The sequence below is a fragment of the Oricola sp. genome (genome assembly GCF_022763245.1).
GTDB lineage: Bacteria > Pseudomonadota > Alphaproteobacteria > Rhizobiales > Rhizobiaceae > Oricola.
In genome coordinates, this window is record NZ_JALEGV010000040.1 from 602,570 (window position 1) to 624,308 (window position 21,739).

Consider the following 21,739-nt stretch of genomic DNA (forward strand, 5'->3'; position numbering starts at 1 on the left):
GCACACCGAAAGCAAGCGCACACGGCGATCCCGACCCCATGCCCATACATTTTCCGACAGGCCGAAGCCTGATCAGCGTCACCGGCGAGGAAGCCGAACACTTCCTGCAGAACCTCGTCACCTGCGATGTCGAGACCCTGCCCGAGGACGTCGCCCGGCCGGGCGGCCTTCTGACGCCGCAGGGCAAGATCATGTTCGATTTCCTGGTGTCGCGCGACGGCGCGGGCGGCTTCCTGATCGACATCCGCTCCGATCTCGCCGGCGATTTCGCGCGCCGGCTGACCATGTACAAGCTGCGCGCCAAGGTTTCGATTTCCGAGTCGGACGAAAGGGTTGCGGCGGTTTCCTGGCAGATCGAATCAGGTGCGGGCAATGGACGGGCCGTGAGGGATTCGCGGTTTCCGGAGGCCCTTCGCGTGATGCGTCATCTTGGCGACGCGCCGGCGGGCGACGACGACGCCGAGGGCTGGACGGAGCTGCGCATCGCCCATGGCGTGGCCGAGAGCGGGGCGGATTACGAGGCCGGCGACGCCTTTCCGCATGACGTCTCCTTCGACCAGAATGGCGGCGTCGATTTTCGCAAGGGCTGCTATGTCGGCCAGGAAGTCGTCTCGCGCATGCAGCATCGCGGCACGGCGCGGCGCCGGCTGGTGATCGCCGCGGGCGACGCGCCGCTTCCCGCGCCCGGAACGGCGTTGACCGCCGGCGGCAAGACGGTCGGCACGCTCGGCAGCGTTTCGGGCACGCGGGCACTGGCGCTGGTGCGGCTCGACCGGGCGAAGGACGCGATGGACGCCGGCACGGAGATCGCCGCCGAGGGACATCCTGTCACCTTGTCGCTGCCGGCCGGTGTCGGCTATCGCTGGCCGGAAAACGCAGCCGACCAGGGAGACTGACGATGCCCGACCGCGAGGGCGCGCCGTCGCGCGCATGGCAGCGCATGCTGTCGGGCCGGCGTCTCGACCTGCTCGACCCCTCGCCGCTCGACATCGAGATCGCCGACATCGCCCACGGGCTGGCGCGCGTGGCGCGCTGGAACGGGCAGACGCATGGCGTGCACGCCTTCTCGGTGGCGCAGCACTCGCTGGTGGTCGAGGCGATCATCGGACGGCTGGCGCCGGATTGCGGGCCGGAATTGCGGCTCGCCGCGATGCTGCACGACGCGCCCGAATACGTGATCGGCGACATGATCTCGCCCTTCAAGAAGGTGCTCGGCGGCAATTACAAGACGGTCGAGGCGCGGCTGGAGGCGGCGATCCACATCCGGTTCGGCCTGCCGCCGCACCCGACCAGGGCCGTGCATGCGAAGATCAAGCGCGCCGACCAGGTCTCGGCCTTTTTCGAGGCGACGATGCTGGCCGGCTTCTCCGAGAAGGAAGCCGTCACCTATTTCGGCCGGCCGCGCGGGGTGTCACCGGACGGGCTCGACCTGACGCCGAGACCGGTGGCCGAGGTGCAGGCCGACTATCTGGCCCGTTTCGCCGCCATCGAGGCCGAATTCCAGACCGCGCGGACACCGCGCAAAAAGCGAGCCTGACCATGCCCTATCTCGTCGTCTGCCCCCTGTCTCAGCTTCACCAGACCGCGCTTGCGACTGGCGCGAAACGCATGCTGACCGTGATCAACAGCGGCACGCCGGTGGAGCGGCCGGCGGAGATCGCCGAGGAAAACCACCTGTTCCTGGGATTCAACGACATCGCGGTGGCGATGGACGGCATGACGCTGCCCGGCGAAGAACATGTGCGCGCGATCCTCGATTTCGCCCGTGAATGGGATCGCGAACAGTCGATGATCGTGCATTGCTTCGCCGGGATTTCGCGCTCGACCGCCTCGGCCTACATGATCGCGCTGGCGCTCAATCCGGAGCTCGACGAACAGGAGCTGGCGCATGAATTGCGCTTTCGCGCGCCGTCCGCGACGCCCAATCCGCGGCTGATCGAGATCGCCGACGCGGTGCTCGGCCGGCAGGGCCGCATGGTCGACGCCATCAAGGCCATCGGGCGCGGCGAATACGCCTTCGAGGGCGAACCGTTCAAGCTGAACATTTTCGGTGAAGACGACTAGGCTTGCGCGCGACTTGTGACGGGCGCCGTTGCGGCGCTTGTCTGAAGGACGGTCGTCAGGCTGGCAGATTCGCTGCGTAATGGCGCTCTCGGCCCGGCATGATGTTGACGTTTTCGAGGTCGCCGCCGGCCCAGCGCATCACCTTCGGATCCATCACGCGACGCCAGAGCGGCGGGATCGCGGCGAGGACGAAACAGCCCGGATAACCGCTCGGCAGGCGCGGCAGGTCGGCGAAATCGCGCAGCGCCTGATAGGGGCGCATCGGATTGGCGTGATGGTCGGAATGGCGCTGCAGATGGAACAGCAGCAGGTTGGAGACGATGTGGTTCGTGTTCCATGAATGGCGCGGCGCGCAGGGTTCGTGGCGCCCGTTCTCCATTCGTCGCCGCTTCAGCCCGTAATGCTCGACATAGTTCGCCTGCGTGAGCTGGAGCCAGCCGAACAGGTGATGGATGGCGATGAAGGGCAGCGCCGCCCATCCGAAGACGGCGACCAGCATGCCGGCCACCACCAACGCCAGCGCATAGCCCTGGAGAATGTCGTTGCGCCAGTGCCAGAACGGCAGGCCTCTCGCCCGAAGGCGGGCGCGCTCGAGGCCCCAGCCACGCAGCGCCGTGCCCGGTATCTCGCGGAGCGCGAAACGGTAGATGCTCTCACCCAGGCGCGCCGATGCCGGATCATCGGGCGTGGCGACCAGCACGTGATGACCGCGATTGTGCTCGATCGTGAAATGGCTGTAGGCGGTCAGCGCGCAGACAAGTTTCGCCGCGAACCGGTCGGACGCCGTGCCGCCATGGCCGAGCTCGTGGCCGACGGCGAGGCCGCCGCCGGACGCCGCCCCCGCGCCGATCGCCAGCGTCGCGAAGGCCCAGAGCGGCAAGTGCATCGAGGCCGCGACCGCCGTCGCCGCGATGAAGCTGAACCAGAGAACCGGGATCGAGCAGTAGAGCAGCAGGCGGTAGTAACGGTCCCGGCTCAGCGCCTCGACGACCTCTTCCGGCGGGTTGGCCGTGTCTTCGCCGACCAGCGCATCGAGGACCGGCACCAAGACGAAATAGAAGATCAGCGGAAATGCGGCCCAAAACGGATTTGCGCTTTGCCAGAGAAGCAGGGCGCAGACGCCGGGAACGGCGGGCGACAGGACAGACAGCCACCACAAATGCCGCTTGGTGTCGACATAGCGGATTTCTGCGCCATCGCATCTTGCCGCAACGAAGATCATCCCGGCCTCCTCCGGACGCGCAGTATCCGGCCGGCGGTCGATTTGCGCAAGCGCGGCGGACCTCCAAACGGTGACGGGCGGCCCTTTCGGACCGCCCGCGAGGCGCGATGCCCTCCCGTGAGGCGGCGCGCGGTCATGCCCCTGAACCGCGCGCGCCCTGCGGGGCCGTGATGGTGCTTGTGGCTTACCAGCCGAAGACGAGCGTTGCGCCGGTGCCGTTGTTGCCGTTCTGCGTGACGTTGGCGTTGGTGTTCTCGCCGAACTGGAACACGCCATAGGCGTTGTTGTTGCCGTTCTGCTGCAGCGTGCCGCTGTGGCCGTTGCCCTGCTGGTGAACGACGCCGTAATTGCCGCTGCCGTTCTGGCCGATGCCGGCCATGTTGCCGAGGCCGAGCTGGTTGATGTTGGCGCCGTTCTGAAGGCCGTTGATGATGCCGTAGATCTGCAGGCCGGTGCGCATGGCTTCGGCTTCCTCGGGGGAGCCTGGAACGATGTCGATGGCGATCTGGCCACCGGCATGGGCCGGAGCCGAGAAACCGGCGGTTGCGATGACGGCGGCGGTGAGACCTGCGATGATTGCGTTGCGGGGCATGTTGCTTCTCCTGTCTGGTTTTTTCGGCATTTGCCGTTCGATGACCCCACAATGGCCCACCCGCTCTGAACCGAACCGGAACCCGCCGTTCAGAAAGCGTTCATCGGCACGATTTCCGAAAAAAGAAACGGGCCCCGGCGTGCCGGAGCCCGTTTTCACTCATTGCGCGGCCGGTCAGATGCGTTCGGCGCACTGATAGTCGTGGCCGCCGGCGCTGACCTCGAGGCGCACGTCGTAGGTGGCTCCGCGATTGCCCAGCATCACCGTGCCGAGCCGGACCGTATCGCCGCGACCGGCACTGAAGGCGCCGCCCTGGTTGATGTTGGCGCTGCCGCCGCCACCGGCGCTGGTGACCTTGAGGCGGTAATTGCCGCTGACGGCCGCGTCGGCATGGACGACGCCGCGCAGGACGAGCGCGCCGTTCATGGTGGACTGCTCGATCTCGCAGCTGAGCGCCTGTTGGGTCATGTCGGCTTCTCCGGCGCCCGCGCTGCAGCCGGCCGCGCCGAGTGCGACGAGAATGGCGGCGGCGCTTGCGAAACGCGTCTTGCGTGTCTTGAACATGGTTCTTCTCCTTGTTCGGCTCCAATGGGCGCTGCCGGGCGGAGGGGATCCGGCCCGGCAGCTTCGACGATTTTCGCGACCTGTTACGGGCAGGTCTGGACGAAGGCCGCCACGTTGCCGCCACCGGTCTGGCTGACGCCGGCCGAGCAGCCGTTGCCGACCTGGACGCCGGCCGCGATGTTGCCGTTGCCGTCCTGGCTCAGGATGGAGGTGTGGTTGGTGCCGAACTGGCCGACGCCGGCGGCGTTGCCGTTGCCGTTCTGCCAGGTCTCGCCGTAGTTGTTGATGCCGTCCTGGCCGATCGCGGCGGTGTTGCCGTTGCCGTACTGTTCGCTGACGGCGCCGTTGAAGATGCCGTTCTGGAAGATGCCGATCTGGTTGCCGAAGCCGGACTGTGCGCCACCGGCCTGGTTGCCGAAGCCGAACTGGTCGAGGAAGACGTCGTTGGCGGAAGCCGGAACGGAAGCGATGCCGGCGAGGGTTGCGATGGCGACTGCGATGAGAGTTTTACGGGGCATTGTCATTCTCCTCTGGGTTGCGGTTCTGATCCGCGTTTCGATGCCCCAGTTGTAGAAAGCCGCGTCCGAACCCGGTCTGAACCCGGCGTTCAGAAACCGTTCATCGGCAAAAAAAGTTTCGCAGCCCCCTGAAACGCCCTCCGGCAAGGCGCGAAAAGGCGCCGCGCGGGGCGCGAAAGCCGAGAAAATTGTGGGCGCAGCCGCCTGCGGTTCCAATCGATGGAACCTGCCTTATGTGTTTGGCCTTAACCTAGGCCGCGCGTCCGATCCGGCGCGGCGCGACACTGCGATAAGAAAAAGGGGACACTCATGGACGGCACTCAGGAAACGGTCGCAAACACGGTGACGGGCTTCGTCGGCGTGGTTGAATCGGTCTGGGACCGCGCGAGCGCGCTCATCATTGAATATTCATTCTCGGTCGTCGGGGCGATCCTGATCCTGATCATCGGCTTCATGGTGGCGGGCTTCGTGCGCCGCTGGGTCTATTCGGCCCTGAAGCGCTTCCGCAACAGCGACGAGACGCTGAACCTGTTCCTCGCCAAGTCGGCGCGCTACGCGATCCTCATCCTCGTCTTCGTGACGGTGCTGACGCAGTTCGGGGTGCAGACCGCCTCGATCATCGCCGCTCTCGGCGCCGCCGGCATCGCCATCGGCCTGGCGCTGCAGGGCACGCTGCAGAACATCGCCGCCGGCATCATGCTGCTGTTCCTGCGGCCGTTCCAGGTGGGCGATTTCATCGAGACCCAGAACGCGACCGGCGTGGTCAAGGAGATCGGGCTGTTCGCCACCGAATTCGAGACGCTGGACGGCCTCTATCTTCTCGCGCCGAATTCCGAGGTCTGGGGCAGCGCGGTGACCAACTATTCGCGCAAGCCGAAGCGGCGCTTCGACCTGGTGGTCGGCATCGCCTATGACGACGACATCAACAAGGCGTTTGCGGCGTTCCAGTCGATCGTCGACGGCCACGACAAGGTGCTCACCGATCCCGAGCCCTTCATCTATGTCTCCAACCTCGGCGACAGCGCCGTGGAAGTGACCTGCCGCGTCTGGATGAACACGCCGGACTGGTGGACCGTGTCGCGCGAGCTGATCAAGCTGGCGAAGGAACGCTTCGACGCCGAAGGCCTGTCGATCCCCTTCCCGCAGCGCGACGTGCATCTCTTCTCGGAGACGCCGGCGCCGGCCGCCGCATAAGGCGCGGGCGTCACGCCTCGATGCGGATGTCCAACCCGACATCCAGCGTCGGGGCGGCCATGGTGATCTTCGAGGTCGAGATGTAGTCGACGCCGGTTTCGGCGATGGCGCGGATCGTCTCGAAGCGGACATTGCCGGAGGCTTCGAGCTTCACCCGGCCGCCATTGTCGGCCTTGTTGATGCCGACGGCCTCGGCAAGCTGGTCGTTGCTCATGTTGTCGAGCAGCACGGCGTCGGGCGTGGCGGTCAGCGCCTCGCGGAACTGGTCCAGCGTATCGACCTCGACCTCCACGGCGACCAGATGGCCGGCATAGGCGCGCGCGGCGCGCACCGCCTCGGCGACGCCGCCGCAGACGGCGATGTGGTTGTCCTTGATCAGGATCGCGTCATCGAGGCCGTAGCGGTGGTTGGAACCGCCGCCGCAGCGCACCGCGTATTTCTCAAAGGCGCGGTGGCCGGGGATCGTCTTGCGGGTGCAGGTGACCTTTGCGTGCGTGTGCGCGATCTCGTCGGCGAAGCGGGCCGTGTAGCTGGCGATGCCCGACATGTGCATCAGGTAGTTCAGCGCGACGCGCTCGGCCGACAGGATGGCGCGCGCATTGCCCGAAATGGCGGCAACCACGTCACCGGGCTCCACCCGGTCGCCGTCGGCGCATTTCGCCTCGAAGCTCAGGCCCGGATCCGTCAGGCCGAAGGCGGCCTCCGCCAGCCCCAGACCGGAGATGACGCCGCTCTCACGCGAGGCGAGCACGACGGAAGCCGTGGCGTCCGGCCGGATCGTCGCGTTGGTGGTGATGTCGCCGGCGCGGCCGAGATCCTCCAGGAGGGCGGCGCGGACCGCCTCCTCGACCATCAGGCGCGGCAGGCTCGGAAGAAGGGCGGCGGGCGTCTCGGCGTCGGCGGTCATGGTCAATCCTCCAGAAGCGCGGGAATGGTCGCCTCGGCCTGCTCCAGCGTGGCGAAGGTGCGGCGCCTCCATGCCGGGTCCTCGGCGGGATAATCGGTGCGGAAATGGCCGCCACGGCTTTCGGTGCGGTTGAGCGCGCAGACGGCGATCAGCTTGGCGGTCGCCAGCACGTTGGCGAAGCGCTCGGTGTCGGCCTCGCGCTCCAGCGTCATGATCGTGCGCAGCGCCTGGCGCATGCCGTCGCCATTGCGCAGCACGCCGAGATGCGCGCTCATCGTGTGGCGCAGGCGCTTCATCTGGTCGGTGTCGGGGCGCGGCTGGATGCGGCCGCTGTCCTTCGAGCCCTGCGACCAGTCGGCCGGGGCGTCGGCCAGATCCTCGCCCGGCAGCGCGTCGGCGATGCGGGCGGAGAAGACCACGGCCTCCAGCAGCGAGTTGGAGGCGAGCCGGTTGGCGCCATGCGCGCCGGTGGAGGTGACCTCGCCGCAGGCCCAGAGGCCCGGAAGCGAGGTGCGGCCGTCCATGTCGGTCCAGATGCCGCCCATGAAATAATGCGCCGCCGGCACGACGGGGATCGGCTGGGTCACGGGATCGATGCCGGCTTCGCGGCAATAGCCGTAGACGGTCGGGAACTCCTCGGCGAAGCTCGCGCCGACGGCCGTCGTGCAATCGAGGAAGGCGCCGCGGCCGGCCTGGACCTCCGCGAAGATGCCGCGGGCGACGACGTCGCGCGGGGCAAGTTCTGCGTCGGGGTGGATCGGCACCATGAAGCGCACGCCGTCGGCGTTGAGAAGCGTCGCGCCATGGCCGCGCAGGGCCTCGGTGGCGAGCGGCGCGGGATCCTTGCCGACATTGATCGCGGTAGGGTGGAACTGCACGAATTCGAGATCGGCGAGCCGCGCGCCCGCGCGGGCGGCCATGCCGACGCCGCCGCCGCGCGCCTCGGCCGGATTGGTGGTGACCTCGTAGAGATGGCCGATGCCGCCGGCCGCGATCACCACCTGCGATCCGCGCAGCGTGACGAGTTCGCCGTCGCCGCCCTCATCGTCATGGCCGCGCGCCTCTAGCCCGACGACGCGCCCCTCCTCCACGAGCAGCCTCTCGGCGACGAAGCCGCCGAGCACACGGATCGACGGCGTCTTCTTCACCGTCTCGACCAGCGCCTGCATGATCGCGCGGCCGGCCATGTCGCCGCGCACGCGCACGATGCGGCTTTCGGAATGCGCCGCCTCGCGGCTGACCTGGAGATGGCCCTCGAGGTCCCGGTCGAAGGGCACGCCGTAGTCGAGCAGGTCATGGATGCGGTCGGAGGCCTGCGTCGCCATCATGCGGGCGACCGCCTCGTCGACGATGCCGTCTCCCGCGACCAGCGTGTCGGCGACGTGTTTTTCCACAGTGTCGCCCGGCCCGACCGCCGCCGCGATGCCCGCCTGCGCCCAGGCCGACGACGCGCCCGTGCCGATCGGCGCCGCCGTGATGACGGTGACCGCCTTCGGCGCCAGTTTCAGCGCGCAGAACAGGCCAGCGAGCCCGCCGCCAATGATGAGTACGCTCTCAGTCTCGGTATTCAATTCCGCCCGGTCCCCTCACTGTCGGCCGCATCCACGCGACCGACATCAAATTGTCACGCTACCCCTTACGCCGTAGCGGGGCCCCGGCGCCAGCCCCCCGGCTTCGGCGCACGACGGGCACTCAGTGCTTCAGGTTCACCATGCGCTCCACGGCCAGGCGGGCGCGGTCGGCGATGGCGGGATCGACGAGGATTTCCTCCTTCATCTCGCACAGCGAGTCGAGGATCTTCGGCAGGGTGATGCGCTTCATGTGCGGGCACAGGTTGCACGGCTTGACGAAGTTCACCTCCGGCACCTCCGAGGAGATGTTGGACGCCATGGAGCATTCGGTGACCAGCAGCACCTTGGGCGGCTTGCGGTCCTTGACGTAGTTGATCATGCCCGAGGTGGAGCCGGTGTAGTCGGCGATCTCGACGACCTCGCGCGGGCACTCCGGGTGGGCCACGATCTCGATTTCCGGATCGGCTTCCTTGTAGGCGAGCAGTTCTTCCGCCGTGAAGCGCTCATGCACCTCGCAATGGCCCTTCCAGGTGAGGATCTTCACCTTGGTCTGGGCGGCGACGTTCTGCGCCAGATATTCGTCGGGGATGCAGAGCACCTTGTCGACACCGAAGGATTCGACCACCTGGACGGCGTTCGACGATGTGCAGCAGATGTCCGTCTCCGCCTTCACTTCCGCCGACGTGTTGACATAGGTGACGACCGGCACGCCGGGATAGCGTTCGCGCAGCAGGCGCACATCGGCCCCAGTGATCGATTCCGCCAGGCTGCAGCCGGCCTTCATGTCGGGGATCAGCACGGTCTTGTGCGGATTGAGCAGTTTCGAGGTCTCGGCCATGAAGTGCACACCGCACTGGATGATGATCTCGGCGTCGACCTTGGTCGCTTCCTTGGCGAGTTGTAGCGAGTCGCCGACGATGTCGGCGACGCAGTGATAGATTTCCGGCGTCTGGTAGTTGTGCGCCAGGATGACGGCGTTGCGCTCCTTCTTCAGCCGGTTGATGGCGGCGACATAGGGCGCATAGACCGGCCATTCCATCTTCGGAATGTGATCCTTGACCTTCTCGTAGAGATCCGCGGTCTCCTCGGCGACCTGCGGCGTCCATTCCAGCGTCGGACGCTCGATGACGCCGAACCGTTCGGCGGCGCTCTGCGTGGTCGTGCCCGTGGCAATGCTGCTTACCTGCGGTGAATCGCTCATTTTCACTCTTCCCGTCGCGCCCGCTTTTCGCCGGCTTGTTCTCGCGGTTCGGCAGCTTTCCGCGCCCGGTTTGAGCCGGGCCGGCGCTGCCTTCCGCCAAGGTCTTGGTATCTAGTTGACGCCAAAGCGCCCCGATTTCAATCCCTTGACGCGCATTGGCGCCATGCGCAGGCGGTGCGAGGCTAGCCCGCCAGCGTCCACAGAAGCGCGCTGATGGTGACGAAAGAGGCCACCGTCGTCGCCAGCAAGGCGACCGCGGCCATGCCCTCGCCGCCATATTTCTGGGTGAGGATCGGGTAGACGCCGAAGATCGGCATCGCCGCCGTCAGGATGAGCGCCTCGCGATAGGGCGATTCAATGGGCGCGAAGCCGAGATGGGGCACGAGGAACAGGGCCAGGAGGATCAGGGCCGGGTGGACGAGCAGCTTGCCGACCACGATCGGCACGATGCGCCCCGCGAGCCCGGTGACCGGCATGCCGACCAGCGTGCCGCCGATGAAGAACAGCGACAGGGCGGCGCTCGACTGCGCAAAGAGATCGACCGACCGCATCACCGGCGCGGGCAGCGGCAGGCCGCTCAGCGACACGACGAGGCCGGCGGCAAGGCCGATGACCAGCGGATTGAGGGCGAGCCGCCCGAGCGCGTTCGCCAGGACCTTCAGCGGATGCCCCTCCTGCCCGCGCCCCCTTTCGGCGAGCATCAGCAGGAGCGGAATGATGAAGACGTTCTCGACGACCATGTTCATCGCCAGGACGGTGCCCGCGACGGACGGGTAGATGAGCAGCATGATCGGGAAGCCGACAAAGCCGCTGTTCGGGCAGGCCATGCCCATGACGGAGACGGCGGAGATGCTGCGATCGCGGCCGAAAACCCGACGCACGACGACGTATCCGAGCGCCACCATCGCGATCGATCCGGCGAGATAGGCGGCGATATAGGCCGGATGGGCGATCTCGCCGACCGGCTTCTGCGCGATGGCGCGGAACAGAAGCGCCGGCAAGGCGATGTAGAGCGTGAAACGGCCGAGCGCACGGACGTTGTCGGCGGAAAACAGGCCGAAACGGGTGGCCAGGAATCCGACGGCGATCGTGATGTAGATCGGAACGGTTACGGAAAGAACTTCAAGCACGGTCCGGCACGTGTTGGGCAGGCAGGTCGCGCCCTCTCTAGCGCGCGGCGCCCGCCCGCGCCAGCACCGAATTCCGCCGGCACACGCTTACGTTGCGGCACATGCGCCGGGGTGCCGAAACCGGCCTGACGGTCACATCAGGCGGGCCATCGCCTGTTTGAGGGCGGCGAGCGGCAGCGTGTAGGGCGGGTAGCGCAGTTTCGGGTCGAACCAGGTGGCGCGGCGGACGACGGCGCGGTGGTGGGAGAAGGTGTCGAAGCCGGACTTGCCGTGATAGGCGCCCATGCCACTGGCGCCGACGCCGCCGAAGGGCAGGTCCATGTTGAGCATCTGGGCGAAGACGTCGTTGACGGCAGCGCCGCCTGAGGAGAGCGTGCCGACGATCCCGTCCGCCCATTTCGTGTCGGAGGAGAAGACGTAGAGCGCCAGCGGCTTCGGACGCTCGCGCAGGGCGGCGGCTTCGGCGGCAAGATCGTCGCAGGCGATGACCGGCAGGACCGGCCCGAAGATCTCGTCGGCCATGACGGGATCGTCCCAGGAGACGTCGGCGATCACGGTCGGCGCGATGTAGCGAGAAGCGCGGTCCGTCTGGCCACCGGCAACCACCCTGCCCCGCCCCAGGAAACCCGCCAGCCGGTCGAAATGGCGCTCGTTGACGATGCGGGCGTAATCGGCGCTTGCGGCCGGATCCTCGCCGTAGAACTCGGTGATCGCCGCTTTCAGCGCCTCGGTCAGTTGTGACTGCGCCGCGCGTTCGACAAGGACGAAATCGGGGGCGATGCAGGTCTGGCCGGCGTTGAAGAACTTGCCCCAGGCGATGCGCCGGGCGGCGACCTTCATGTCGGCGTCGGCGGCGACGATGCAGGGGTTCTTGCCGCCGAGCTCCAGCGTGACGGGCGTCAGGTGTTCGGCGGCGGCGGCCATGACGATCTTGCCGATCCGCGTGCCGCCGGTGAAGAAGACATAGTCGAAATCCTGCGCCAGAAGCGCCTGGGTCGGCTCGACGCCGCCCTCGATGACGGCAAGCACATCCGGATCGAAGGCCGCGCCGATCATGCGCGCCATGACCGCCGAGGTCGCCGGCGCGAGTTCCGACGGCTTGATGACGACGCAATTGCCCGCAGCCAGCGCGGCGACGGCCGGCGCGAGGACGAGGTTGAGCGGGTAGTTCCACGGCCCGATGACCAGCGCGCTGCCGAAGGGCTCGCTGACGAGGCGGCTCGACCCCGGCAGGAGAAGCCAGGGCGTGCGCACGCGTTTCGGCCGCGCCCAGCGGGCCAGATGCTTCAGCGCCATGTCGATCTCGATCAGGACGATGCCGATGTCGCTGGTATAGGCCTCGGCGGGCGGACGGCCGAGATCGCGCTTCAGCGCGTCGAGAATGTCGGCCTCGTTGTCGACAAGGCACTGCCTGAGCGCACGAAGCTGGCGCTTGCGGAATTCGAGCGACCTGGTCGCGTCGGTGCGAAAGAGGCGGCGCTGCCTCTCGGCGATCCCCTCGGCCGTGACGGCCCCGGCCGCCTGCGGATCCGGCGTTTCATGCGCATTCATCGCGGCGCCTCCCCTTCGCATTTCTTGCCATTGTCGAGATAATCGCTCCCCGGCCGAACGCCAAGAGCAATCCGCCCCCTCGCCCGCCGGCGGGGTGTTGACTTCGCCGAATATATCAATAATTCTTGAAATATGGATAAATCGAATGCGATCGAAGCGCTGCATGCGCTTGCACAGGACACGCGGCTGGCGACCTTCCGGCTCCTGGTCAAACACGGCGCCGAGGGCATGGCAGCCGGCGACATCGCCGACGCGCTCGGCGTGAAGCAGAATACCATGTCGGCCAACCTCGCCGTTCTGGCGCGCGCCGGCATGGTGCGCAGCGCGCGCGAGGGTCGCGTGATCCGCTATTTCGCGGATTTCGACGGCATGCGCAGCCTGCTCGCCTTTCTCATGGAGGATTGCTGCGGCGGCAATCCCGATCTCTGCAAACCCGTTCTGGACGAAGTCATCTGCGCTTGCTAGCGCCCGTCGGAGGATCCCGCGATGCCTGGTGAAATCTACAATGTCCTGTTCCTGTGCACGGGCAATTCCGCCCGTTCGATCCTGGCCGAGGCCATCCTCAATCGAGAGGGGCTCGGCCGCTTCAAGGCGTGGTCGGCCGGCTCCCACCCCAAGGGCGAAGTGCATCCCTATTCGATCGACCTCCTGGAAAGCCTGAATTTCGACACGTCCTTCGCCCGCTCGAAGGACTGGGAGGAGTTCACCGCGCCGGGTGCTCCTGCGATGGACTTCGTCTTCACCGTCTGCGACCAGGCGGCCGCCGAGGCCTGCCCGGTCTGGCCCGGCCAGCCGATGACGGCGCATTGGGGCGTGCCGGACCCGGCGGCGGCGCAAGGCAACGAGGCCGAGAAGCGGCTTGCCTTCTCCGAGGCCTTCCGCATGCTCAACAACCGCATCTCCGTCTTCACCAGCCTGCCTTTCGCGTCGCTCGACAGCCTGGCGCTGCAGAAAGAGCTCGACGCGATCGGCCGGAAAAACGAGGCCGATCAGTCACATCGGGAATTTTCATGACCAACATTCTCATCCTGTGCACCGCGAATTCGGCGCGGTCCATTCTCGGCGAGGCCATACTCGCCAAGCTGGGCGAAGGCCGCGTGCAGGCCTTCTCCGCCGGCTCCACGCCGCGCGGCACGCCCAATCCGGACGGCATCGCGCTGCTGCAGGCCTACGGGCACGACACCAGCGCTTTCCGGTCGAAGAGCTGGAACGAATTCGCCGGCCCGGACGCGCCGAAGATGGATATCGTGATCACCGTCTGCGACAACGCCGCGGGCGAGACCTGTCCCTTCTGGCCCGGCGCGCCGGTGCAGGCCCATTGGGGGATCGAAGATCCGGCGGGACGTGGCGAGACGGATGCCGAGCGCCGCGCCGCCTTTGCCGACACCTACCGGCTGCTGGAACTGCGCGTGCGCGCCCTGATGGCCCTGCCCTTCGAGGAAATGAACCCCGCCGACCTGAAGACGGCGCTGAACACGATCGGCGCGCTGGAAGGCGCGACCGAGATGGCAGCGGGGAACGCCGGCTGAGACCATGACGGACAAGACGGGACTGGACTGGACGGACGACAAGAGCCTGCCGAACATCGTCGGAGAGGCGCTGAAGCCCATCGATGTGTCGGCGCTGCGCGGCGGCACGGTGTCGGACCACAAGCCGCGCGTGCTGATGCTCTACGGGTCGCAGCGCGAACGCTCCTACAGCCGCTTCCTGACCTATGAGGCCGCGCGGCTGCTCGACCATTTCGGCGCCGAGGTGCGGGTGTTCCATCCCGACGGCCTGCCCCTGCCCGACGCCACCGAGCCGGACCATCCGAAGGTGCAGGAGTTGCGGCAGCTGTCGCTCTGGTCGGAGGCGCAGGTGTGGTGCACGCCGGAGCGGCACGGCGCGATGTCGGCGACGATGAAGGCGCAGATCGACTGGCTGCCGCTGTCGCCGATCGGCGGCATCCGCCCGACGCAGGGCCGCACGCTGGCGGTGATGCAGGTCTGCGGCGGTTCGCAAAGCTTCAACGCCGTCAACCAGATGCGCATTCTCGGCCGCTGGATGCGGATGATCACCATCCCGAACCAGTCCTCCGTCGCCAAGGCCTGGCTGGAATTCGACGAGGCGGGCCGGATGAAGCCGTCGGCCTATTACAATCGCGTCGTGGACGTGATGGAGGAGTTGATGAAATTCACGCTCCTCACGCGCGACATCTCCCCCTACCTGACCGACCGCTACTCGGAGCGCGTTGAAAGCGTGGAAGAGGCGCACAAGCGGGTGAGCCTGAAGAGCATCTGAGGGCTTCGGCGGTCAGGACCGGCGGAATTCAACGTGCAGCGAAATTGAATCGACGTTCAATGAAATTCATCGTTGGCCCGCATTGTTCGCTTGGCCTTCACCCCATTCCGTTCTAGGTCTCTTCGGCTAGCTTGGAGGAAGACGGGATGACGACAGTCTCAAGAAGCGAACCGGGTTTCCCCTGGCTGATCATCGCAAGCGGCTGCCTGATCGCGGCGCTGACCTTCGGTCCACGCTCGGCGATGGGGTTCTTCCAGCTGCCGATGCTCGCGGACACCGGCTGGTCTCGCTCCGAATTCGGCCTCGCCATGGCGATCCAGAACCTCATGTGGGGCGTCGGGCAGCCTTTCTTCGGCGCGCTCGCCGACAAGCGCGGGACCTGGCGGGTCCTGGCGTTGTCTGCCATCCTCTACGCCTCCGGCCTGTTCATGATGTCCGCGCCGCAGAACATCTGGTTCCTGCATATCGGCGGCGGATTGCTGGTCGGGCTCGGCATCGCGTCCGGCTCGTTCGGCATCGTGCTGGCCGCGTTTGCGCGCAACGTGACGCCGGAGCAGCGCTCCATGGCCTTCGGGCTCGGCACGGCGGCGGGGTCGGCAGGCATGTTCCTGTTCGCGCCCTTCAGCCAGATGCTGATCGACGCGATGGGCTGGTCGGATTCGCTGCTCGTCATGTCGGCGATGATGCTGATCGTGCCGGTGCTGGCCTTTCCGCTGCGCGGCAATTCGTCGTCCGGCACGCAGAAGCAGACCGATGTCGAGCAATCCATCGGCGAGGCCCTGCGCGAGGCCTTCGGCCACCAGAGCTATCTCCTGCTCACCGCCGGCTTCTTCGTCTGCGGTTTCCAGGTGGCGTTCATCACCGCGCATTTTCCCGCCTATATCGGCGACATCGGCATCGACGCGCGCTTCGCCGTGATCGGCATCGCGCTGATCGGCTTCTTCAACATCATCGGGTCGCTCGCCTCGGGCGTGATCGGGCAGAAATATTCCAAGCCGATCTTCCTGGCGCTGATCTATGTCGGGCGCTCGATCGCGGTGACGGCCTTCCTGCTGTTGCCGCAATCCGGCACGAGCGTGGTCATCTTCTCGGCCGTGATGGGGCTGTTGTGGCTGTCGACCGTGCCGCCGACCAACGCGCTGGTCGCGATCATGTTCGGCACGCGCTATCTCGGCATGCTCGGCGGCATCGTCTTCTTCTCCCACCAGATCGGCTCGTTCCTTGGCGTCTGGCTGGGCGGGTTCCTCTACGACATCTATGGCAGCTACGATTCCGTCTGGTGGCTCGGCGTGGCGCTCGGCCTGTTCGCGGCGGCCGTGCACTGGCCGATCAAGGAGCGGCCGGCCGCACGGCCCCAGCTGCAGCCGGCGCAGTGACCATGCGCGCGCTGCGGGTCGCCCTCGCCCTGCTCGCGCTGACCACCGGCGCCGTCCGCGCGGACGGCGTCTTCGCGCCGGTGGAGCCGCGACCGGCGGCGAGCGCCGATGTCGAGATCGTCAACTCCATCGGCAAGACGCATGTCCTCGCCGATTTCCTGCCGGTCGGCGAAGCGGCGATCCTGCATTTCTGGGCGACGTGGTGCGGGCCGTGCCGCGAGGAGTTGCCGGGGCTCGCATCCTATGCGCAGGCGCTGTCCGACGACGGGCTGCGCGACCGGCTGATCGTCATCGCGGTGGAACCCTCACCGCGCGAAAAGATCGACCGTTTCCTCGACGATCTCGGCCTGGCGGGTTTCGTTACGCTGCAGGATCGCAAGAACCGCTCCGGCCCGCTGTTCGGCCTGTTCGGCATGCCGGCGACGATCCTGCTCGACGCCGAAGGGCGCGTGGTGGGCCAGCATTCGGGACCGCTCGACTGGGACGACGCGGCGATCCGCACGGAACTGGCCGCCCATCTGGACGGCTGATCCCCGGCTTGCGACCTCGCCTCAGTGCTGATGGCCGACGTGGCTGTGGTTGCGTGCGTCGGCGTCTTCGACCTGGAAGAACATCTCGATGTGCCCGAAATCGAACTCGATTTCGATCAGGTGCTCCTCTCCCTTCGCCAGCGGCCCGTGCAGGCCGTCGAGGCGCAGCGCGAGGCCGTTCGGGGCGAGCGTCATCTCGGTGCCGGCCTTGATCGGCACCGGCGGCAGGACGACATAATCCGGCTCGCCGTCCTTCAACTGGAAACCGACCAGCTCGACCGTGTCGGCGATCTCCGCTTCGCCGCCGGTGATGGCGATGTCGTGATCGGACATGTTGTCGATGTCGACGAAGACGAGCGCGCTGCGGCCCGAAGTCGCGCGGGTCCAGGCATGCAGGGTGCGGACGCCGTCGGCCTCGCCTTCGTGGTGCGAATGGTCGCCCTCGTCGTGATCGTGGTCTTCGGCGTGTTCGCCTTCCTCGTGATCGTGGTCGTGCTCCGCTTCGGAATGCGCCGCGTCCTCGGCGTGCGCGTGATGCACGGAGACAGGCTGCAGAAGATAGATCGATGTTGCCAGAACGGCAGCCAGAGCGCGGATCATGGGAAGCCCCTTCGATGTAATGTTGTTACGCCCGCAGGTCTGTAATGATGTTCCGTGACAGCGCCATGAAGGCCGGCGTCAGGGCGAGGAGAACCGTGAGGCTGACGAAGCCGGCGACGAGGTGGAATTCCGGCCAGCCCAGCGTTGCGGTTACGAGAATGTCGGTGCGCGCGGTGACGACCCGTGAAATCGCGCCGACGGCGGCGAAGCCGACGCCGATGCCGGCAAGCGCGCCGGCGCCGATCAGGGCTGCGGCATAGGACCAGACGACGGAGAAGACGAAGCGGTCGGGCGCGCCGAGCGCGCGCAGCAGCGCCAGCCGGCGGGCATAGAGCCGGGTGAGAACGACGAGCCCCGCCAGAACGCCGGCGGTCACCAGCACCTGGGTCAGCACGGCCATGACGCTCATGACCTGGCGGATGTCGCCGAGCATCGAATGCAGGCCCGCGAGGACCGCGCCCGGAAAGAAGGCCATCGTCTTCTCGGTGGTGAATTCGGAGCGCAGCGCGTAATTCGCCCAGAGCTGTTCGGCGCGCACCAGCACCGCCGGCGTGCCTGGGAAATAGTCCGCGTCGAAGGGCGGACCGATCTGGCCGGCGCGCTCCGGCGCATGGCCGCTCGCCAGCCCGTGCACGGCCCAGACCCCTTCAACCGGCACGAGGAGCGCCTTGTCCCAGGGGCTTCCTGTCAGATCCATCTTGCCGACGACGGTGATGCCGTAGCCCTCATGGGCGTCGTGCTCGGCTGCGTCGCCGACGCCATGGGCCGGCGTGAAGGTGTCGCCGACGGAGAGCGGCACCCGGGCGCCGGCCACGGCCTCCTCCAGCCCGGCGAACATGCGGCCCTGCTTCAACTCGCCGGCCAGATGGGTGACGAATTGCTGAGTGGTGCCGATCACCGGCGACGCCTCGTAGCTGTCGCCATAGGCAATCGGTGCGGCCAGCGAGACGTTTTCGTGGTTCTCGATCGTCGCATAGGTGGGGCCGTCGATCAGCGGCACGTCGACCGGCTGCAGATAGACCGCGGCCATCAGCATCTGCACTTCCGAGCCGGGCGCGGCGACGACGAGATCGAACTTCTCGGCCGCCCGCGCCGTGCCCTTGCGAAGGCCGCGTTCCTGGGCGATCAGCCCGACGCCGATGCCGACCGAGATCGCGATCAGGGCGATGAAGAGGGCGTTGGTCCAGCGATAGCGCCACATCATCGCGCGCACGAGGCCGAAGGGCCGATAGCCGCGGGTGACGATCAGGCCCGTCACGAGCGCCGGGAGCAGCAGGACGACGAACCAGATCGCGTCCTGCGCATCCGCCGGCAGGCCCTGCCAGGCCTCGGAAAGCGCGCTCGGCACGGTCAGGCCTCCCCTGTCCAGCGGCCGTCGACGATGTCGATGACCCGGTCCATGCGCTCATGCAAGGCCGCGTCGTGGCTGACGGCGATCAGCGTCTTGCCGCGCGAGGCGGCGAGATCGGCAAGATCTTCGATCAGCCTGTCGGCGGCGGTACGGTCGAGGCTCGCGGTCGGCTCGTCGGCGAGGATGATCGGCGGATCGCCGGCCAGCGCGCGCGACACCGCGACCCGCTGGCGTTCGCCGCCGGAAAAGGTGTCGACGGCGCGCTCGTTGTGATCGCCGAGGCCGAGCCGGGCCAGCATGTCCGCGGCCCCGCCGGTGATGCGCTCACGCTCCGACCGCGACGCGTAGGAAGCCGCCAATGCCGCGTTGCCGAGCGCCGGCAGTTCCTCGAACAGAAGGAAATCCTGGAAGATCATGCCGACGCGCTCGCGGCGGAAGCGCGCGCGTTCGGCCGCGCTGCGCGCGGAGATCGCCTCTTCGCCCCATGTGACCGATCCCGCCTTCAGGCCGATCAGGCCCGCGATCGCGTAGAGGAACGTGGATTTGCCGGCCCCGGACGGGCCCCGCACGCCGATGCGGCTGCCGGCCTCGATGTCGAGCGCGCCGATGCGCAGGAGTTCACGCCCGCGGTCGCCTTCGACGACGAGGTCGCGCACCGACAGTGCCAGCCCCATCAGGCGAATCCCTTTTGCGATCTCACGGCGAAGCCTCGCTCCGCTCGGGCCTGCGATGGCGCGCGCTCACCGCGCGACGTCCGGTCGGGCTTGCGAACCTCGCGGTTCGTGGAATCGCGCATCAGCAGAATCCCTTTTCAGATCTCACGGCGAAGCCTCGCTCCGCTCGGGCCTGCCATGGCGCGCGCTCTCCGCGCGACGCCCCGTCGGGCTTGCGAACCTCGCGGTTCGTCGAGACGCGCATCAGCCCCTCGCGACCGTCGAATCGACCAGCCGCACACGGCTGACGAAGCCGAGTTCGGGATCGGTGTAGGTGCCGAGCGCGAGTTCGCCCGAAGTGACGATGCGCACGTTGAAGGGGACGGTCCTCAGGGTGCGTTTCGTGTAGACGGCGAGAATGTCGTTCGGCCATTCCGCCTCGGTCTCGCAGAACGGGCAGACGGCCATCGGCCTCTTGGTCAGCACGAAGAAATTCGAATCCGCCTTCAGCGGCGGCGCCATGAAGCCCTGGACGGAGATGCGCCGACCCTCCATGGATTTCGCGTAGTCGGAGAAGGACAGGTCCTTGTTGTAGAGATCGCGCATGCGCACCACCTCGTCATCCTGCGCGAATGCGCGCGGCGCGAAGCCCGTGGCGAGACCCGCGATGAGAAAGGTTCTCCGGTCCATTCCTGCCTCCGTTGAGAGCGTCATCCCGACCGTGAAACTATGCCGGGCGGATGACGAAAAGAAGAAAGGCCCGCGGATCGCGGGCCTTTCGCATGCGGCAATGCGCCGCTTACTCGGCCGTCACGGCGTGATGCATCACGTGGAAGATCACGTTCTGCTCAAGCGTGCCGGTCAGCAGATGCGCCCACGGACCTTTGGCGAAAGAGACGACATCCTCACCCGAGTGGGTTTCGGAGGACATCGGGATCAGGGCCTGCTGCAGGTATTCCGGATCGGTTGCGGCGTCCTCGTCGAGGGCCGGACGCGTGCCGAAATAGGAACCGTCAGACTGCTCCGTCATCACCGAACCGGCGCCGTTCAGGTAACCGATGACGGTGTAGGGCTTGCCGTCGGCGCCGAGCAGCGGCTCGCCGGAATGCTCGGTCTGGCCGGCCTTGATGCCCATGCAGAGGCCGAGAATGTTGGAGCCACGGCCGCAATAGCCGTTGAAGGCGATGGCGTGTTCGTGGTCGGCGGTGACGATGATGAGGGTGTCCTCGTCATCGGTCAGTTCGTCGGCCAGAGCGACAGCCTGCGTGAACTCCTGACCGTCGGTCAGGGTGCGGTAGGCGTTGCCGGCATGGTTGGCGTGGTCGACGCGGCCCGATTCGATCTCGAGGTAGAAACCTTCGCCGTTCTTGCTCAGGTGCTCGATGGCGGCCTTGGTCAGGTCGGTCAGGGACGGCTCGTCGTCGTCGGCGCGGTCATACTCGTACTTCATGTGGCTGTCTTCGAACAGGCCAAGCACCGGGGCGGAGCCGTCGAGGTTCAGCGCGTTGAAGGACGCGGTGTTGTAGGCATACTGCATGCCGGCGGCCTGGGCTTCCTCGATGAGGTTGCGGCCGTCGATGCGGCGACCCTTGCCGCCATCCATGGTCTCGACGTCCTTCGGAGCGAAGTAGCGCGAGCCGCCGCCGAAGACGAGATCGACGGTACCGGCAGACATGGCGTCGAACAGCTGCTGGGCGATGTCGGTGCAGCCTTCCGGCGCTTCGCCTTCCCAGTTGCGGTCAGCGGTCTTGGCGTAGACGGCGGCCGGGGTGGCGTGGGTGATGCGGGCGGTCGAGACGATGCCGACGGACTTGCCCATGCCGGTGACGATTTCGGAGAAGGTCGTCAGCTTGTTGCCTTCCTCGGAGGCGCAATCCTTGTTCACGCCGGCTTCGGAGAGGTTGATCGTGTTGAAGATCTGCTTGACGCCGGTGTTCATCGAGCCGGCGGTCGGCGCGGAATCCGGGGTCTGGGCGTTGATGTTGTAGGTCTTGATCAGCGCGGTGTAGGGATAGCTCTCGTAGGGAAGGACGTTTTCCGAACCCAGCATGCCCTTGGACTGGCCGTCGAACAGGCGGATGGCGTAGTTGGTGCCGACGCCGTTGCCGTCAGCGACGAACAGGATGACGTTCTTGGCCTTCTTCGTGATCGGCTGGGCGGCGAGCTTTTCCTGGATCAGGGCCTGGGCCGAGGTGTACCAGTCGCTGGAAGCCTGCGGCAGGTCCTGGGCGAAAGCCGTGGAAGCGGAAAGCGTCGCGACGAGCGCGGCGGTTACGGTCAATTTCATGGAGTGTCTCCCTCTGTCACCGTGACGGTTGTCGTCGCCGGCGTGGTATCCCCGCTCCATGACAGAACGATAACGGGAGGGTGCAAAACATCGCCAAATCAATATGTTACGATATAACATTACTCCGTGACGTGATGACACTCCGGGG

24 protein-coding genes are annotated in these 21,739 nt (G+C 66.8%); 10 read left to right on the forward strand and 14 right to left on the reverse strand.

Features of this window, described 5'->3' with window-relative positions; genetic code table 11:
• Nucleotides 1–38: 38 nt before the first annotated feature.
• Genes MRY80_RS20370 through MRY80_RS20380 form a run of 3 tightly spaced genes read left to right on the forward strand, consistent with a single transcriptional unit; the run spans nucleotide 39 to nucleotide 2,064 of the window.
• Nucleotides 39–896, forward strand: coding sequence for a folate-binding protein YgfZ (locus MRY80_RS20370; RefSeq protein WP_293292963.1), 858 nt, complete (start codon nucleotides 39–41; stop codon nucleotides 894–896).
• 2 nt (nucleotides 897–898) lie between these two features.
• The gene (locus MRY80_RS20375; RefSeq protein ID WP_293292965.1) at nucleotides 899–1,537 is read left to right on the forward strand and encodes an HD family hydrolase; all 639 of its coding nucleotides are present in this window, start codon (nucleotides 899–901) and stop codon (nucleotides 1,535–1,537) included.
• Between the two features lie 2 nt (nucleotides 1,538–1,539).
• The gene (locus MRY80_RS20380) at nucleotides 1,540–2,064 is read left to right on the forward strand and encodes a tyrosine phosphatase family protein (protein ID WP_293292966.1); all 525 of its coding nucleotides are present in this window, start codon (nucleotides 1,540–1,542) and stop codon (nucleotides 2,062–2,064) included.
• 55 nt (nucleotides 2,065–2,119) lie between these two features.
• Here MRY80_RS20380 and MRY80_RS20385 read toward each other — a convergent pair whose 3' ends face one another.
• From MRY80_RS20385 to MRY80_RS20400, 4 genes are all read right to left on the reverse strand, one after another.
• On the reverse strand, nucleotides 2,120–3,286 hold the full coding sequence (locus MRY80_RS20385) for an alkane 1-monooxygenase (RefSeq protein ID WP_293292968.1): 1,167 nt from the start codon (nucleotides 3,284–3,286) through the stop codon (nucleotides 2,120–2,122).
• 184 nt (nucleotides 3,287–3,470) lie between these two features.
• Nucleotides 3,471–3,878: a curlin gene (locus MRY80_RS20390; protein ID WP_293292970.1), complete on the reverse strand. Its 408-nt coding sequence runs from the start codon at nucleotides 3,876–3,878 to the stop codon at nucleotides 3,471–3,473.
• Nucleotides 3,879–4,052: 174 nt separating this feature from the next.
• On the reverse strand, nucleotides 4,053–4,442 hold the full coding sequence (csgH, locus tag MRY80_RS20395) for a curli-like amyloid fiber formation chaperone CsgH (protein WP_293292972.1): 390 nt from the start codon (nucleotides 4,440–4,442) through the stop codon (nucleotides 4,053–4,055).
• Nucleotides 4,443–4,525: 83 nt separating this feature from the next.
• Nucleotides 4,526–4,960 (reverse strand): curlin, encoded by a 435-nt coding sequence (locus MRY80_RS20400; RefSeq protein WP_293292973.1) that lies wholly within the window; start codon nucleotides 4,958–4,960, stop codon nucleotides 4,526–4,528.
• A gap of 309 nt (nucleotides 4,961–5,269) precedes the next feature.
• Here MRY80_RS20400 and MRY80_RS20405 point away from each other — a divergent pair, with 309 nt between their 5' ends.
• Nucleotides 5,270–6,154 carry a mechanosensitive ion channel family protein gene (locus tag MRY80_RS20405; protein WP_293292974.1) on the forward strand — a complete coding sequence of 295 codons (885 nt, stop codon included), beginning with the start codon at nucleotides 5,270–5,272 and terminating at the stop codon, nucleotides 6,152–6,154.
• A 10-nt stretch (nucleotides 6,155–6,164) separates the two neighbouring features.
• Here the strand turns inward: MRY80_RS20405 and nadC are convergent, their stop codons facing one another.
• From nadC to MRY80_RS20430, 5 genes are all read right to left on the reverse strand, one after another.
• Complete coding sequence (gene nadC / locus MRY80_RS20410; RefSeq protein WP_293292976.1) at nucleotides 6,165–7,061, reverse strand: carboxylating nicotinate-nucleotide diphosphorylase; 897 nt, start codon at nucleotides 7,059–7,061, stop codon at nucleotides 6,165–6,167.
• 2 nt (nucleotides 7,062–7,063) lie between these two features.
• Nucleotides 7,064–8,632 carry an L-aspartate oxidase gene (locus MRY80_RS20415; RefSeq protein WP_293292978.1) on the reverse strand — a complete coding sequence of 523 codons (1,569 nt, stop codon included), beginning with the start codon at nucleotides 8,630–8,632 and terminating at the stop codon, nucleotides 7,064–7,066.
• A 121-nt stretch (nucleotides 8,633–8,753) separates the two neighbouring features.
• Nucleotides 8,754–9,833, reverse strand: coding sequence for a quinolinate synthase NadA (gene nadA / locus MRY80_RS20420; protein ID WP_293292980.1), 1,080 nt, complete (start codon nucleotides 9,831–9,833; stop codon nucleotides 8,754–8,756).
• 182 nt (nucleotides 9,834–10,015) lie between these two features.
• A complete protein-coding gene (locus tag MRY80_RS20425) occupies nucleotides 10,016–10,963 on the reverse strand; it encodes an AEC family transporter (protein WP_293292981.1) in 948 nt (315 codons plus the stop codon).
• Nucleotides 10,964–11,095: 132 nt separating this feature from the next.
• Nucleotides 11,096–12,514 (reverse strand): aldehyde dehydrogenase, encoded by a 1,419-nt coding sequence (locus MRY80_RS20430; protein WP_293292982.1) that lies wholly within the window; start codon nucleotides 12,512–12,514, stop codon nucleotides 11,096–11,098.
• A gap of 132 nt (nucleotides 12,515–12,646) precedes the next feature.
• Here MRY80_RS20430 and MRY80_RS20435 point away from each other — a divergent pair, with 132 nt between their 5' ends.
• From MRY80_RS20435 to MRY80_RS20460, 6 genes are all read left to right on the forward strand, one after another.
• The gene (locus tag MRY80_RS20435) at nucleotides 12,647–12,979 is read left to right on the forward strand and encodes a metalloregulator ArsR/SmtB family transcription factor (protein WP_293292983.1); all 333 of its coding nucleotides are present in this window, start codon (nucleotides 12,647–12,649) and stop codon (nucleotides 12,977–12,979) included.
• A gap of 21 nt (nucleotides 12,980–13,000) precedes the next feature.
• On the forward strand, nucleotides 13,001–13,528 hold the full coding sequence (locus MRY80_RS20440; protein WP_293292985.1) for an arsenate reductase ArsC: 528 nt from the start codon (nucleotides 13,001–13,003) through the stop codon (nucleotides 13,526–13,528).
• Complete coding sequence (locus MRY80_RS20445; RefSeq protein ID WP_293292986.1) at nucleotides 13,525–14,043, forward strand: arsenate reductase ArsC; 519 nt, start codon at nucleotides 13,525–13,527, stop codon at nucleotides 14,041–14,043. The genes MRY80_RS20440 and MRY80_RS20445 overlap by 4 nt, the downstream gene beginning before the upstream one ends.
• A 4-nt stretch (nucleotides 14,044–14,047) precedes the next feature.
• Complete coding sequence (gene arsH / locus MRY80_RS20450) at nucleotides 14,048–14,794, forward strand: arsenical resistance protein ArsH (RefSeq protein WP_293292987.1); 747 nt, start codon at nucleotides 14,048–14,050, stop codon at nucleotides 14,792–14,794.
• 146 nt (nucleotides 14,795–14,940) lie between these two features.
• On the forward strand, nucleotides 14,941–16,170 hold the full coding sequence (locus MRY80_RS20455; protein WP_293292989.1) for an MFS transporter: 1,230 nt from the start codon (nucleotides 14,941–14,943) through the stop codon (nucleotides 16,168–16,170).
• A 2-nt stretch (nucleotides 16,171–16,172) separates the two neighbouring features.
• Nucleotides 16,173–16,700 (forward strand): TlpA disulfide reductase family protein, encoded by a 528-nt coding sequence (locus tag MRY80_RS20460; RefSeq protein WP_293292990.1) that lies wholly within the window; start codon nucleotides 16,173–16,175, stop codon nucleotides 16,698–16,700.
• 21 nt (nucleotides 16,701–16,721) lie between these two features.
• Here the strand turns inward: MRY80_RS20460 and MRY80_RS20465 are convergent, their stop codons facing one another.
• The 5 genes from MRY80_RS20465 to MRY80_RS20485 form a co-directional block, all read right to left on the reverse strand.
• Nucleotides 16,722–17,300 (reverse strand): copper chaperone PCu(A)C, encoded by a 579-nt coding sequence (locus tag MRY80_RS20465; RefSeq protein ID WP_293292991.1) that lies wholly within the window; start codon nucleotides 17,298–17,300, stop codon nucleotides 16,722–16,724.
• 25 nt (nucleotides 17,301–17,325) lie between these two features.
• On the reverse strand, nucleotides 17,326–18,648 hold the full coding sequence (locus tag MRY80_RS20470; protein ID WP_293292993.1) for an FtsX-like permease family protein: 1,323 nt from the start codon (nucleotides 18,646–18,648) through the stop codon (nucleotides 17,326–17,328).
• A 2-nt stretch (nucleotides 18,649–18,650) separates the two neighbouring features.
• A complete protein-coding gene (locus MRY80_RS20475; protein WP_293292994.1) occupies nucleotides 18,651–19,325 on the reverse strand; it encodes an ATP-binding cassette domain-containing protein in 675 nt (224 codons plus the stop codon).
• Between the two features lie 243 nt (nucleotides 19,326–19,568).
• Entirely contained in the window at nucleotides 19,569–19,994 is a 426-nt protein-coding gene (locus MRY80_RS20480; RefSeq protein WP_293292995.1) for a hypothetical protein, read from the reverse strand.
• Between the two features lie 109 nt (nucleotides 19,995–20,103).
• Nucleotides 20,104–21,591, reverse strand: a complete 1,488-nt coding sequence (locus MRY80_RS20485; RefSeq protein ID WP_293292997.1) for an alkaline phosphatase — start codon at nucleotides 21,589–21,591, stop codon at nucleotides 20,104–20,106.
• Between the last annotated feature and the right edge of the window lie 148 nt (nucleotides 21,592–21,739).

Bases quoted from the DNA above. Each gene is read 5' to 3' on its own strand.
- MRY80_RS20460 (WP_293292990.1), top strand. From the start codon at position 16,173: ATGCGCGCGCTGCGGGTCGCCCTCGCCCTGCTCGCGCTGACCACCGGC.
- MRY80_RS20380 (WP_293292966.1), top strand. From the start codon at position 1,540: ATGCCCTATCTCGTCGTCTGCCCCCTGTCTCAGCTTCACCAGACCGCG.
- MRY80_RS20485 (WP_293292997.1), bottom strand. From the start codon at position 21,591: ATGAAATTGACCGTAACCGCCGCGCTCGTCGCGACGCTTTCCGCTTCC.
- MRY80_RS20435 (WP_293292983.1), top strand. From the start codon at position 12,647: ATGGATAAATCGAATGCGATCGAAGCGCTGCATGCGCTTGCACAGGAC.
- MRY80_RS20480 (WP_293292995.1), bottom strand. From the start codon at position 19,994: ATGGACCGGAGAACCTTTCTCATCGCGGGTCTCGCCACGGGCTTCGCG.
- MRY80_RS20370 (WP_293292963.1), top strand. From the start codon at position 39: ATGCCCATACATTTTCCGACAGGCCGAAGCCTGATCAGCGTCACCGGC.
- MRY80_RS20400 (WP_293292973.1), bottom strand. From the start codon at position 4,960: ATGCCCCGTAAAACTCTCATCGCAGTCGCCATCGCAACCCTCGCCGGC.
- MRY80_RS20430 (WP_293292982.1), bottom strand. From the start codon at position 12,514: ATGAATGCGCATGAAACGCCGGATCCGCAGGCGGCCGGGGCCGTCACG.
- arsH (WP_293292987.1), top strand. From the start codon at position 14,048: ATGACGGACAAGACGGGACTGGACTGGACGGACGACAAGAGCCTGCCG.
- MRY80_RS20390 (WP_293292970.1), bottom strand. From the start codon at position 3,878: ATGCCCCGCAACGCAATCATCGCAGGTCTCACCGCCGCCGTCATCGCA.
- nadA (WP_293292980.1), bottom strand. From the start codon at position 9,833: ATGAGCGATTCACCGCAGGTAAGCAGCATTGCCACGGGCACGACCACG.
- MRY80_RS20405 (WP_293292974.1), top strand. From the start codon at position 5,270: ATGGACGGCACTCAGGAAACGGTCGCAAACACGGTGACGGGCTTCGTC.
- MRY80_RS20375 (WP_293292965.1), top strand. From the start codon at position 899: ATGCCCGACCGCGAGGGCGCGCCGTCGCGCGCATGGCAGCGCATGCTG.
- nadC (WP_293292976.1), bottom strand. From the start codon at position 7,061: ATGACCGCCGACGCCGAGACGCCCGCCGCCCTTCTTCCGAGCCTGCCG.
- MRY80_RS20465 (WP_293292991.1), bottom strand. From the start codon at position 17,300: ATGATCCGCGCTCTGGCTGCCGTTCTGGCAACATCGATCTATCTTCTG.
- MRY80_RS20475 (WP_293292994.1), bottom strand. From the start codon at position 19,325: ATGGGGCTGGCACTGTCGGTGCGCGACCTCGTCGTCGAAGGCGACCGC.
- MRY80_RS20385 (WP_293292968.1), bottom strand. From the start codon at position 3,286: ATGATCTTCGTTGCGGCAAGATGCGATGGCGCAGAAATCCGCTATGTC.
- MRY80_RS20440 (WP_293292985.1), top strand. From the start codon at position 13,001: ATGCCTGGTGAAATCTACAATGTCCTGTTCCTGTGCACGGGCAATTCC.
- MRY80_RS20445 (WP_293292986.1), top strand. From the start codon at position 13,525: ATGACCAACATTCTCATCCTGTGCACCGCGAATTCGGCGCGGTCCATT.
- MRY80_RS20455 (WP_293292989.1), top strand. From the start codon at position 14,941: ATGACGACAGTCTCAAGAAGCGAACCGGGTTTCCCCTGGCTGATCATC.
- csgH (WP_293292972.1), bottom strand. From the start codon at position 4,442: ATGTTCAAGACACGCAAGACGCGTTTCGCAAGCGCCGCCGCCATTCTC.